Origin of the sequence: Xanthomarina sp. F1114, from assembly GCF_026410255.1 — a bacterium.
Classification (GTDB): Bacteria; Bacteroidota; Bacteroidia; order Flavobacteriales; family Flavobacteriaceae; genus Xanthomarina.
Genome location: NZ_JAPMLL010000008.1, coordinates 115,811 through 129,148, shown reverse-complemented (window position 1 = coordinate 129,148; position 13,338 = coordinate 115,811). Strand labels below are relative to the sequence as shown.

At 34.5% G+C, this 13,338-nt stretch carries 13 protein-coding genes; 4 read left to right on the top strand and 9 right to left on the bottom strand.

Annotated features, from left to right (window positions below; all coding sequences use genetic code 11):
* The 3 genes from OS188_RS08230 to OS188_RS08220 all read left to right on the top strand — a co-directional run bounded on the left by OS188_RS08230 (window position 1) and on the right by OS188_RS08220 (window position 3,264).
* Window positions 1-525, top strand: coding sequence for a DUF6702 family protein (locus OS188_RS08230; RefSeq protein WP_267148354.1), 525 nt, complete (start codon window positions 1-3; stop codon window positions 523-525).
* A 61-nt stretch (window positions 526-586) separates the two neighbouring features.
* On the top strand, window positions 587-2,893 hold the full coding sequence (locus OS188_RS08225; protein ID WP_267148353.1) for a M1 family metallopeptidase: 2,307 nt from the start codon (window positions 587-589) through the stop codon (window positions 2,891-2,893).
* Window positions 2,894-2,979: 86 nt separating this feature from the next.
* Complete coding sequence (locus tag OS188_RS08220; RefSeq protein ID WP_416236528.1) at window positions 2,980-3,264, top strand: Sec-independent protein translocase subunit TatA/TatB; 285 nt, start codon at window positions 2,980-2,982, stop codon at window positions 3,262-3,264.
* A 75-nt stretch (window positions 3,265-3,339) separates the two neighbouring features.
* Here OS188_RS08220 and OS188_RS08215 read toward each other — a convergent pair whose 3' ends face one another.
* The 9 genes from OS188_RS08215 to OS188_RS08175 all read right to left on the bottom strand — a co-directional run bounded on the left by OS188_RS08215 (window position 3,340) and on the right by OS188_RS08175 (window position 12,445).
* The gene (locus OS188_RS08215; protein WP_267148351.1) at window positions 3,340-3,981 is read right to left on the bottom strand and encodes an O-methyltransferase; all 642 of its coding nucleotides are present in this window, start codon (window positions 3,979-3,981) and stop codon (window positions 3,340-3,342) included.
* A 53-nt stretch (window positions 3,982-4,034) separates the two neighbouring features.
* Entirely contained in the window at window positions 4,035-5,123 is a 1,089-nt protein-coding gene (locus OS188_RS08210; protein ID WP_267148350.1) for an amidohydrolase family protein, read from the bottom strand.
* A 59-nt stretch (window positions 5,124-5,182) separates the two neighbouring features.
* Entirely contained in the window at window positions 5,183-5,719 is a 537-nt protein-coding gene (locus OS188_RS08205; RefSeq protein WP_267148349.1) for a 3-hydroxyanthranilate 3,4-dioxygenase, read from the bottom strand.
* 34 nt (window positions 5,720-5,753) lie between these two features.
* Window positions 5,754-6,536, bottom strand: a complete 783-nt coding sequence (locus OS188_RS08200) for an SDR family oxidoreductase (RefSeq protein ID WP_267148348.1) — start codon at window positions 6,534-6,536, stop codon at window positions 5,754-5,756.
* Between the two features lie 65 nt (window positions 6,537-6,601).
* On the bottom strand, window positions 6,602-8,041 hold the full coding sequence (locus OS188_RS08195; protein ID WP_267148347.1) for an aldehyde dehydrogenase: 1,440 nt from the start codon (window positions 8,039-8,041) through the stop codon (window positions 6,602-6,604).
* A 73-nt stretch (window positions 8,042-8,114) separates the two neighbouring features.
* The gene (locus OS188_RS08190; RefSeq protein ID WP_267148346.1) at window positions 8,115-8,552 is read right to left on the bottom strand and encodes a RidA family protein; all 438 of its coding nucleotides are present in this window, start codon (window positions 8,550-8,552) and stop codon (window positions 8,115-8,117) included.
* Between the two features lie 122 nt (window positions 8,553-8,674).
* Window positions 8,675-10,108: an FAD-dependent oxidoreductase gene (locus OS188_RS08185; RefSeq protein WP_267148345.1), complete on the bottom strand. Its 1,434-nt coding sequence runs from the start codon at window positions 10,106-10,108 to the stop codon at window positions 8,675-8,677.
* Window positions 10,109-10,183: 75 nt separating this feature from the next.
* A complete protein-coding gene (gene kynU, locus OS188_RS08180; protein WP_267148344.1) occupies window positions 10,184-11,452 on the bottom strand; it encodes a kynureninase in 1,269 nt (422 codons plus the stop codon).
* 318 nt (window positions 11,453-11,770) lie between these two features.
* On the bottom strand, window positions 11,771-12,445 hold the full coding sequence (locus OS188_RS08175; protein ID WP_267148343.1) for a hypothetical protein: 675 nt from the start codon (window positions 12,443-12,445) through the stop codon (window positions 11,771-11,773).
* A gap of 89 nt (window positions 12,446-12,534) precedes the next feature.
* Here OS188_RS08175 and OS188_RS08170 point away from each other — a divergent pair, with 89 nt between their 5' ends.
* Window positions 12,535-13,335, top strand: a complete 801-nt coding sequence (locus tag OS188_RS08170) for a class I SAM-dependent methyltransferase (RefSeq protein ID WP_267148342.1) — start codon at window positions 12,535-12,537, stop codon at window positions 13,333-13,335.
* Window positions 13,336-13,338: the final 3 nt, after the last annotated feature.

The following is a 13,338-nucleotide window of genomic DNA, read 5'->3' as shown; positions in this document are numbered from 1 at the left end:
TTGTCAAATCAATTTGAAAATATGTCGCGTTTTAATAAACTGTTGTTGGTATTTGTTGTGCCTTTTTTGGCGTTTACAGCCATACATAAATACTATGTTAGCGTAACGCAAATTGAATATGTAAAAGACCAAGAATCGGTTCAAATAATTACGCGGATTTTTATTGATGATTTTGAAGATATTCTTCAGCTTCGCTATGATGAAGACTTGCTTCTGGGACCTCAATCTGAAACTAAAAAAGCCAATTTCTATATTGAACGATACATGAAAACAAAAATGCGCATAAGTATCAATGGTCAAGAGGAAGCTCTAAAATTTATAGGAAAAAAGTATGATAACGATATAATAATCTGTTATTTAGAAATAGAAGACATAAAAGAAATTAATACTTTTGAAATAGAAAACCATGTGCTTTTCGATTTATTCCCCGAGCAGCAAAACATTATAAGAACCAAAATAAATACCAAAAACAAGAGCTTTATTTTGATAAAAGAAAATGATAAAGCTTTGTTAAACTTTAAATAAATAAGATTTAAAATCTTAAAAATTCGTTAATTTTCACATATATTCTAACCAATTCATACCCATGAAAACACTAAAATATCTTTTCCTTTCGGTGTTATTTATTTCTGTCGGCGCGTTTTCGCAAGAACAAGATAAACCAACTCGAGAACAAGGACACACAAATAACAATAAATTTAAGCAATTATACGACGAGTTTTCAACTCCAAATATGTTTCGTACAGCTTCTGGAGCTCCAGGTCCTTCTTATTATCAGCAACAAGCAGATTATAAGATGGACATTGTTTTAGACGATAAGAATGCTAAGATTTCAGGAAATGAAACTATTACTTATTCAAACAATTCTCCCGATCAACTAAAATATCTTTGGGTGCAATTAGATCAAAACATGAGAGCTAGAGACTCTAAAACACCTTTAATTGAAGGAGGCGGATTTGCTCCAGCACAACAAGCATCTAGTTTTGCTTCTACATATATGACAGAAGGTTTTGATGGCGGATTTAAAATTCAAGAGGTTAAAGAAACCAATGGAAAAGATTTACCATACATGATTAATCAAACCATGATGCGTGTGGAATTGCCTAAAGCCTTAAACCCTGGCGAAAAATTCTCTTTTACAATTAAATGGTGGTATAATATTAATAATCATCAAAAAGATAGAGGACGTTCAGGATACGAGTATTTTCCTGAAGATGGTAATAGAGCATATGTTATAGCACAGTTCTATCCTAGAATGGCCGTTTATAACGATGTGGAAGGATGGCAAAACTCACAGTTTTGGGGTCGTGATGAATTCGCGCTTCCTTTTGGAAATTTTGAGGTAAATATTACAGTTCCTGCAGATCATATTCTAGATGCTACCGGAAAGCTTACCAATAGGAAAGAAGTCTTTACTAAAGAGATGATGAAACGTTACGAGAAAGCTAAAAAATCTTACGATAAACCAGTGCTTATTGTAACACAAGAAGAAGCAGAAGCAGCTGAAAAAGGGTTTTCTAATAAAACGAAGACCTGGAAGTTATATGCAGAAAATGTACGTGATTTTGGCTTTGCAACGTCAAGAAAATTTATTTGGGACATGATGGCTGTGAAAGTTGGAGATAAAGATGTTATGGCTGTTTCTATGTACCCAAAAGAAGGAAATCCACTTTGGGAAGAATGGTCAACATACGCTGTAGCTACTACCTTAGAGACGTATTCAAGAATGACTTTCCAATACCCATATCATAAAGCCATTTCAGTTCATGCCAAGCAGCAAGGAATGGAATATCCAATGATTTGCTGGAATTACGGTCGTCCAGATGAAAATGGGAAGTATAGCGATAGAACAAAATACGGAATGATAAGTGTGATTATTCACGAAGTTGGACATAACTACTTTCCGATGATTGTAAATAGCGACGAGCGTCAATGGACGTGGATGGACGAAGGCTTAAATACCTTTTTACAATATGTAACCGAACAAGATTTTGGAGAATTGTATCCAGCAGCATTATCTCCTGGACACGATAAATATCCTTCAAGTCGTGGACCAGCAGCTAATATTGTTCCTTATATGGGAGGCGATCAAAATTTTATTGCGCCCATTATGACTAAAGGTCTAAATACCTATCAATTTGGAAATAATGCTTACGGAAAACCTGCAACAGCGTTAAATATATTACGTGAAACAGTTATGGGACGTGAGTTATTTGACTACGCGTTTAGAGAATATTCGCATCGTTGGATGTTTAAACACCCAACTCCAGAAGATTTCTTTAGAACCATGGAAGATGCTTCTGCTTTCGATTTAGATTGGTATTGGAGAGGATGGTTTTACACTACGGATTATGTGGATATAGGAGTAAAAGACGTCAAAAAATACTTTGTGTCTTCAGAACCTAACGAATACGCTAAAAATATGGCAAAACGTTATGGTATGGAATTATCAGATTTACCACCTTTAGTATTTATGGTTGAAGAGGGAAGCGAAGAATTTAATGAAGAATTAAAAAATGGTACTTTATTAGATAATTCTACGCCTTTAAAAGAGTATGTGATGGATAATTTTACGGAAGCTGAACGTCAAAATATTAAAGCTCCTAAATATTTCTATAATGTGACATTTGATAAGCCAGGAGGTTTGGTAATGCCAATTATTGTAGAGTATACTTATGCTGATGGTACTTCTAAAACCGAACACTATCCAGCTCAAATTTGGAGACTGAATGATAAAGAAGTTAGCAAGTCGGTTGCTTCAGATAAGGAAATTGTTAAAATAACAGTAGATCCTAATCTAGAAACAGCAGATGTTGATACCTCTAATAATTCCTGGCCTAGAGAAGTGCAACAAAGTGACTTCGATAAGTTTAAAGAAGAAGTAAAAGAATAATTAAAAGTTAAAGTTTTGAAAGCCGACCATAAAAATGAGTCGGCTTTTTTTATTCGTATCAATCAACTTACTATATTTGCATTGTGATACAAGCAAGCATTTTTTTATTTATAGGAACCACCGAAATCATGTTCATACTATTTATAGTAGTCATGGTCTTTGGTGCAGATAAAATTCCTGAAATCGCTAGAGGATTAGGAAAAGGGATGCGTATGCTTAAAGATGCATCTAGCGATATAAAATCGGAAATAACCAAGAGTGCCGAAAAGAACGGTATTGACACTAGTATTACTAAAGATGTTCAAGAAGAACTCAATAAAGTAAGAGACGAAGTGGAAGATTTTGCTGGTTCTGTTAAACGAAAGATGTAATAGTTCTGTAAAAGTAGCAAACTTATTGTTGAACCAACAGAAAGTAAGGACATTCAAGACTCACTATAGCTAATTTTATTTTTTCCTGCTAATAGTCAAACCGTCTCTAATAGGAAGCATGACACTTTCTATTCTCTCATCATTTTTTAATAAGGTATTAAAATCTAAAACAGCTTTAGTTGAAAGGTCTTTAGGATTAAGTTTTTCGATAACTTTCCCGTGCCAAAGCACATTGTCTGATATAATGATACCTCCAGGATTTAACTTGTCTATAATGGCATGAAAATAATTAGAGTAGTTTGGCTTGTCTGCATCAATAAAGACTAAGTCAAAACTCATGTCTAATCTTGGAATAACATCTAAAGCATTTCCTAAGTGCTGGTAAATTTGTTGCCCATAGTTTGATCTATCAAAATATTTACGTTGAAAATCTACTAACTCTTCATTTACATCTATCGTATGGATTTCTCCCGAAGCTTGTAAACCTTCTGCCAGACTTAAAGTGGCGTAACCAGTAAACGTTCCTAGCTCTAGAATAGTTTTTGGTCTAATTAATTTTGAAATCATACTTAAAACACGGCCTTGATAAGGTCCGCTAAGCATAATAGGCTGTAATATTTTTTGATAAGTTTCACGGGTGAGTTCCTTCAGTAATTCTGGTTCTGTTTCAGAATGAGCAACTACATATTCGTCTATTTTTTCTGGTAGGAAGTGCATATTTTATAAAAGACCTTTCAAGTTTTTAAAAATGAAAGGCCTTATTTTTTTACTTATGATAAAATTCTTTTTACTAATTTATCTTTAGCGGCTTGATCATCTCCACATAACCATTGAATCACGTTGTCCTGCCAAATAGCATCGTGTTCAACCTCGGTAATAATGTTTCGCTCTATGGCTAAATCTAAAATCTTTCCTGGATAAGAAGACTGTTTCGAGCTTTCCATTTCTCCTAAAGGATATGGATCGTCTAATCCCATTAAAACCTGTTTTGAACCTTGATTTTTTATAAGCAATTCTAAACCGCCAGTATCGTGAACTAGCGTGTCGAAAAAGATGTTTTTATGTCCCACAGCTTTTCTTGGGTGACTTTTACCTTCAAATAAATCAGGTCTTCCATCAAAACCTTGAATACGTCTTCCTAAATTAATCTGAGCTAATTGTCCACCATGAGCAAAACAAGTTCGCATATTAGGATATTTGTCTTGATAGCCATTTAATGTTAAAAAATGATAGGCATCAGCACATTGTGCCAACATCCAAATTAAGTGAAAACGCCAAGAGATATTTTCTAATTTGATAAACTTTTCACCGTCATATGGATGAATTTCAACAGCTAAATTGTATTTATTAGCCATTTCAAAGATTGGCTCGTTTTCTTCGTCAAAAATACAACGCCAAGTTCCAATAGTATCCATATAGTGAGTAGGTAAACAAAGAAGTTGCATGCCTAACTCTTCAACACAACGTTCAATTTCCCAACAAGCACCACGAACAAATCCAGGATGCACCACAAAACCACATGTAAATTTACTCGGGTTTTCGCGTTGTACTTTTGCATTAAAATCATTTTGAAAACGCAAGGCTTGCTTCATCTCTTCTACACGCAAACCATTTCCATATAATTGAGATAAATTTAAAACAACAGCATGGTCAATCTTAAAACGTTCCATCCAAGCTAACTTTTCATTTAAAAAGAAACTTGAATCCGTTATTGGACGATTCCAGTCTTTTTGAAGCATGTATTTCCGGTCTTCATCTACCCAAAAAATCTCTTTATCCTTCATAAATTGAGGAATTTCCTCAGGATAAGGAAGTAGGTGTGAGTGACCGTTTATTCTTAATTTACGATTTTCTTTCATATATTAAATTGAGCTTATTAAAGCATCTCTATCTTTTAATTGTTTCTACCAACTACCAACTAATCTTCTAATTTAACTTTTGTAGGAGGCTGCATCACGTGGCCACAATTAGGGCAACTGCGTTTATCTTTATCGCCATAATATTTGTCGAAAATTTTTGGCATATCTGTTTCAATATTTTCAACCGTAAAATCTTCCTCATAGAGTTTAGTCGTACAATTTTCGCAAAACCAAAGTAGGGCATCTTGAACGCCTTCTTCTCTGGGATACTCTATTACTAAACCAACAGTATTAGCTTTTCTTTGTGGGGAATGAGGCACTTTGGGAGGCAATAAAAAAATGTCTCCTTCTTTAATATGAATGTCTTTCGGTTTGCCTTCATCTATCACTTTTAAAACCATATCTCCTTCTATTTGATAGAAAAACTCAGGGGTTTCATTATAGTGATAATCTTTTCTGCTATTTGGACCTCCAACAACCATGACAATAAAATCGCCATCTTTCCAAACAACTTTATTACCTACCGGTGGCTTTAAAAGATGTCTGTTTTCTTCAATCCAAGCTTTGAAATTTAAAGGTGATACGAGTTTGCTCATGATTTTATATGGTTAATTTAATAATTATATAAAGTTACAAAGATTTTGTTCTTCCACCATCAACAGGCAGGTTAATTCCGTTAATATAGCTCGCACATTCGCTAGCTAAAAAGGTAACGGCATATGCCAATTCTTCTGGTTTGGCGAATCGTTTTGCTGGCACGGCTTGTTTCATGGCATTGGCAGCTTCTTCTTCCGAATTGCCTGCTTTAGCCGACTTGTTCTTAATAATTTCTGATAAACGCTCGGTACCAGTTGCACCCGGAAGAACGTTATTTACCGTAATCCCGAAAGAACCAAGCTCGTTGGCCAGGGTTTTACTCCAATTGGCAACCGCACCACGAATGGTATTACTTACTCCTAATCCATCTAGAGGTTGTTTTACAGATGTTGAAATAATACTAATAATCCGACCATATTCAGCTTCTTTCATAAAAGGAACAACGGCTTGTGCCAATACATGATTACATTTTAAATGTTGTGTAAAGGCATTTTCAAACTCGCTTAAGTCGGCCGAAAAAACGGGTCCTCCTTTTGGGCCTCCCGTATTGTTTACCAAAATATGGAAGCCGTGATTTTTAGCAATATATTCAGTTACTTTTGTTTTTAATTGTACGGGATTAGAAAAATCTGCTACTATATAATCGTGATTTTCAGGATGAGGTAAACCAGCTAAAACCGCTTTTAACTTTTCTTCGTTTCTAGCTATTAAAGTAACTTTTACTCCTTCAGAAGCTAAAGATATAGCTGTTGCTTTTCCTATTCCTGCTGTGCTACCACAGACTAATGCGTATTTGTTATTTAAATTTAAATTCATAATATTTCGTTTCAATTTATAAGATTAGCTAGGCTAAATCTTCGATTTCCTGCGAAAACAGGAATTTAATATTTTATACAAACATTCTTTGCTTCAGTAAAAAAGCGCAGAGCTTCAAAACCACCTTCACGTCCAACACCTGATGCTTTTACGCCTCCAAAAGGGGTTCGTAAATCGCGCATCATCCAAGTATTTACCCAAACAATTCCTGCTTGCAACTGGTTGCTCATGCGCATGGTGCGTTTTAAATTGTTGGTCCATAAAGTGGCCGATAAACCGTATTTTACTTTGTTAGCCATTTGAAGGACTTCATCTTCGCGAGTAAAGGACATAATTGTAACAACCGGTCCAAAAATTTCTTCTTGGTTGACTCGGCATTCATCATTTGGAACTTCTATTATGGTTGGTTCCAAATAATATCCGTTTTCAAATCCTTCTACTGTTACTTTATTGCCACCGCAAAGAATGTTTCCCTGTTCTTGCTTTGCAATTTCAATATATTCCATCACTTTTTCAAGATGAGGTTTTGATACCAATGCGCCAATATTTGATGACGCCTCCGATGGATGCCCTACTTTAAGCGCTTTTATTCTTTTTACAAAATCTGCTTTGAATGTCTCATAAATAGATGCCTCTACAAAAATGCGACTTCCACAAAGACAAATCTGACCTTGATTGGCAAAGGAAGAACGAACAGTTGTTTCTAACATCTCGTCGTAATCGCAATCTGCAAAAATGATATTTGGATTTTTGCCTCCCAATTCCAGAGATAACTTTTTAAACATGGGAGCTGCTACTTTGGCAATATGAGCGCCAGTAGCCGTTCCGCCCGTAAAAGAAATGGCTTTTATATCAGCATGTTCAATAATAGCTTGCCCCGTTGTGGTTCCTAAACCATGAACTATGTTTAAAACACCTTTAGGTAAACCTGCTTCGTTGCATATTTCGCTTAGTAAATAAGCAGTCATTGGCGTGACCTCACTAGGTTTAGCAACCACGCAATTTCCAGCTGCAATGGCTGGTGCTATTTTCCAGGTAAACAGATAGAGTGGTAAATTCCATGGTGAAATACATCCAACAACTCCAATAGGTTGGCGTAAGGTGTAATTTATGGCATCTTGTCCAACACTTTCGTGACTTTCGCTAGAGAATTGGGTAATAGCATTTCCAAAAAAACGAAAATTACTTGCTGCTCGTGGAATATCGACTGCTTTTGCTAAACTAACCGGTTTGCCATTGTCTTTACTTTCAGCTTCAGCAAAACGTTGTAGGTTTGTTTCTAATAATTCTGAAATTTTAATGAGGATTCTACTACGTTCCTCTAAAGTGGTTTGAGACCAACTAGGAAAAGCCGATTTAGCTGCTATGTAAGCATTCTCTACATCTTCTTTTGAAGAGTTTGGAATTTGCCCATACACTTCGCCATTAGAGGGATTGTAGTTGTCTATCCAATTGTTTAGAATTGGATTATGGAAATTTCCGTTTATGTAGTTTTGTATGTTCATTTCATTCAATGATAAAAGACAAAAGATAAAAGAATAGAGACGTATTGAGTCTTTGTTCTCTTGTCTTGGTTCTTTAATCTTTTTTCTTATAAGCCATAACCTTAATTTCCACCACCAAATCTGGATGTGGTAATTGATGAACTGCAACTGTTGTTCTGGTTGGACCTGTTTCTTTATCAAAAAACTCGGCATAAGCTTTATTATAGCCTGCAAAATCATTCATATTAACTAAAAAGGAAGTAACATCTACCACATCTCTTAAGGTGGCTCCTTCTTTGGCTAAATTCTTCTCAATATTTAATATGACTTCGCGCGTTTGAACTTCAGAATTTAAATGCTTAGTTCCCATATTATCAATTATATCAACACCTGCAATGGTATTGTCTGCTCTTCTAGAACTTGTTCCAGATACAAAAATAAAGTCTCCTACACGTTTTGTGTGCGGATAAGCACCTCTTGGGGTTACTTTGGTTCCTGAAGAAGCAGAAACATCTTTTTTATCGTTGCTCATAATTAATCCCACTTAATCTCCCGTAAAGGGAGAGACTCTTATCTGGGCAGATAAAGAATACTGATGTTAAAATTTATTTTAATTTTGCTTACTCAGTCTATCCTTAACTAGGGGAGAGACGTTTATGCCAGGCCAGCAATTCTATCATCTTCGATAATATTATCTGTTGCCGCCCTTACTTTTTCTAACGTATTTTTTAACTCTTGATCGCTCATGTTATTGATGTTTTGAATGACTCCGTCTGCTAGCATATTTAAAATAGCTTTGTCTTGAGCACGACCTCTTAATAAGGCCTCTCTATAGCTAATATTTTCATTGAAGGTTACCAAGGAATATTTTGATGAGTATTCATTTGGAAAATTCTTTTCGAAAGCCATTTCTAGGTCGCGTTTTTCTCTAAAATTCACATGATTTACATGTCCTTTCATTTCGTAAAAGTTGTCAATAGCTAAATCGGCAATGGCATCTGTATCTTTTTTACGAGATTTTTCATATACCTTGAAAGTGGTTTCCCAGTCTTCGTGATTTTCATCTAAAACCTTATCAAACTCTACAACATCTTCAAAAGAAGCATTCATACCTTGTCCGTAAAAAGGCACGATAGCATGGGCAGCATCTCCCATTAATAAGGTGTTTCCTTTATAATGCCACGGCGAACATTTTACAGTGCCGAGAGGAGAAGTTGGATTTTCGAAAAAATCATCTACTAGATTAGGCATTAAATCTAAGGCATCTTTAAAATACCTGTTGAAGAATTCTAAAACCCGTTCTTTGGTTGTTAGATTGTTGAAATTATATTCCCCTTCATCAAAACTTAAAAATAAAGTGACAGTAAAACTACCATCTAAATTTGGTAAAGCTATAACCATAAAATCTTCTCTTCCCCAAATATGAAGCGCGTTTTTATATGTTTTATAACCTCCGTCTTCATTAGGTAAGAAGCAAAGTTCTTTATAGCCGTGAGATAACCAGTCTTGAGAAAAACTAAATAGGAATTTCTTACCTAAATAATAACTTTGTCTCATGGCAGAGCCTGCTCCGTCTGTAGCAATTATAATATCTGAATCTTCTACAAACTGGGTATTGGTTTCCGTATTTGTAAATAAAGCTGTGGTATTTTCGAAATCTACTGATTCACATTTTCTATTAAAATGAATAGCGACGTTATCGTGTTTTTCTGCTTCATCTAAAAGTAAACCATTTAATAAGCCACGAGAAATAGAATTGATATATTCGTGTTCGCGCCCACTATAAGGTGCCAAAATAGTATTTCCTTCTATATCGTGAAGCATACGCCCATTCATAGGAATGCATAAGGGTTTTACTTTTTCTTCAAGCCCAACTAGTTTCATGGCATTAATTCCACGATCTGAAAGTGCTAGATTAATAGAGCGACCAACACTAATATCTACTTTTCGTAAATCTGGACGCATTTCCATAAGGGTTACGTTGTATCCACGTTGGCCTAAACGTAAAGCTAATAAGCTTCCACAAAGTCCGGCTCCTATAATTAATACATTTTGTTTGGTCTCTCTTTTTTTATTCTTAACCTCCATTTAATTTTTTATTTTTAAAGCTAGCATAATGGTAGTATCGATATTAAGACTCTTTACTTCTCTGCATATACCAGATTATTTTAAAAGTTCCTTTAGTTTAGAAACCATTTTATATACATCTTCATACGAATTGTAGAGCGGTATAGGTGCACAACGTATAACATCTGGTTCTCTCCAATCTGTAATGATATGCGCCTCTGTTAATTTTTTATGTAAATTTTTATCGGCATCTTTTACTTGAATGGAAAGCTGACAACCTCTTTCTTTTGGGTTTGAAGGAGTAATAATTTTAATCTTGTCGTTATTTAATTCGTTTAATAAAAACTCGAAGTAGCCAGTTAGTTTTATAGATTTCTTGCGAATAGCTTCCATACCAACTTCGTTAAACATATCTAAAGATGCTTTTATAGCAGCCATGGATAAAATTGGAGGGTTACTAAGTTGCCAGCCTTCTGCTCCCGGAATAACATCTAAAGGTTGACGCATATTAAACCGTGTAGATTTATTATGACTCCACCAACCAGCAAAACGCTTTAATTCTTTATTATGAGCATGTTTTTCATGAACAAATAGGCCACCTAAACTTCCTGGGCCAGAATTTAAATATTTATAAGTACACCAAGCTGCAAAATCGACTCCAGATTCGTGAAGTTCCAGATTAATATTTCCAACACCATGTGCCAAATCTATCCCAACCATACAGTTTTTTGCACGACCTAATTGGGCTATTTTTTTTATGTCTAAATATTGTCCTGTATAATAATTAACACCTCCAATTAGTAACAAGGCAATTTCATCTCCTTGTTTTTCTAGAATGGTTTCTAAATCTTCCATGTTTAGAAGATCTTCTCCTTTTCTAGGTGTCCATTCAATCAGTCCTTCCTTAGCATCAAAACCATGAAATTCTAATTGAGTTTGAACAGCATATCTGTCTGAAGGAAAGGCATCGCTTTCAATAACAATTTTATATTTAGTTTTTGTGGGTTGGTAAAAAGAGACCATTAACAAATGCAAATTGGTTGTTAAGGTATTCATGGTTACCACCTCTATTGGTTTTGCACCTACAATTTTAGCCATAGAATCTGTTAAGAATTCATGGTATGGCATCCAAGGATTTTTAGCTTCAAAATGCCCTTCTACACCTAAGTTTGCCCAATCGTCTAATTCCTGTTGCAGGTATTTTTGTGTGCTTTTTGGCTGTAGTCCCAGAGAGTTTCCGGTAAAGTACAACCAATCGTTTCCATGTTTATCTTTTGGAATATGAAATTGTTCTCTATAATGAGATAACGGGTCGTTTTTGTCTTGTTCTTTTGCGAAATCAAGACCTAATTTGTAGTTGGACAATGTGTGTTATTTTTCGGTTTCCAACAAAAATAAGAATTATAAATTTAGGAATGAAGGATTAGATAATGACAGTTAAAATTAATTTCGCAGATATTTTTCGTATTAACCTAAAAAGATAAGTGTAAAAATTACTGTTTTAAACTGATGATTTTTTGTGAATTCTGTGTGAAGGAAGAAGTCTATAAATCTATAAAACAAATGTTTTTTATAAAGAGAAAGCGCTTCACCTATAAAAGAGAAAGCGCTTTAAATATATATAGACGCATATAGCGGAAAATTACATTATATATACGTTTCAATTGATGAGTTTGGATGTTTCTATTCTAACTTTATAGATACATTTGTAAAAAACAACTCCCAATTGTTGTCCTCTTTTGCATGATTTAGAGAAATTATGAGATTGTGGAAGTTTTTATTATTCTCCCAAGTAGTAATCAGAGTGGGTACTTTGGCATTAGCTTTTCTGTAAACCCATTCTTCAATAAGATAATTGTTATTATAATATAAGTCGTAGGCATCTCCAGGAGTATAACCACCTTCGTTAGAATAAGTAAGGGTTATTTTATTTAGAGTTTTCTTACTTATAGGACTCATTTCTTTTACAGGCTCAGAAAAATTTGTGCCTTCGTCCCAAACCAAATTAAAAGGCGCTAACAACCAATATTTATCGTTTATAAAAGCTTTATCTGTGGCTATTGCGATACTATCTAATTTAGTTCTGTTATATTGGATTGTATCATTAGTAGAGATATGAGTCACTAGATTCGTTTTTGGTTGCCAAATCCAGGAGCGTTCAAAATGTGTACTGTCTTTGTCTACATTAAAGGTGAAAGCAATTTCTTGAACCTTACTCCAATGGTCTATGCCATAAGCATGAGCTATTTTCTCAGCAGTTGTGAGGGGTGTTTCTGGTTCTAAGACCGTTTCTTTTTTATCTGATTTACAAGAAGAACAGAGAAATAGAATACCAATAAAGAGGCTTATATTTTTCATAGTTTTATTTAGCTAAGATAATAAAATTAGATGTCAAGAATTTATCTTTTGTTATTATATAATATCTTAGCACGACAAAATATGCAACTATGACTAAGTACGATTCCTATTTTAAAGCAAATAAAACGACTTGGAATGAAAAAGTGAAAATTCATGCTAAAAGTGAGATGTATCAACTTGACGCTTTTAAAAAAGGAAAATCTTCTTTAATGCCATATGAAATAAAAGCTCTGGGAGATGTAAAAGGAAAAAACCTGTTGCATTTACAATCTCATTTTGGACAAGATACTTTAAGTTGGAGCAGATTAGGAGCAAAATGTGTTGGTGTGGATTTAAGTGACGAAGGTGTTAGCTTAGCCAAACATTTAAATAATGAATTAAATCTGGATGCTCAGTTTGTATGTTGTAATGTCTTAAACACTTCAGAGTTTATAAAAGATAGTTTCGATATTGTTTTTACCAGTTATGGTGTAATTGGTTGGCTGCCAGATTTAAAACCTTGGGGAAAAATGATTGCCGAACGTTTAAATAAAGGTGGAACTTTTTATATGGTTGAATTTCATCCTATTGTATGGATGTTCGATTATTTAGAAGGAAAACCAATTATGAAATACGGGTATATGCAAGACGAGGTTATTTATGAAGAATATCAAGGTACTTATGCCAATACAGAATCTGAGATGATAAGTAAAGAATATGGTTGGAACCACGGCTTGAGCGAAGTAATTAACGCTTTAATAGAAGCTGGTTTACAAATTGATTATTTAAACGAATACAATGAAAGTCCGTATAATGTACTGCCGGATTTAGTTGAAAACACATCAGGTATGTTTGTTACTAAAGATAAACTCTATCCATTAATTTTTGAGGTAAAGGCAACTAAGAAGTGAAAT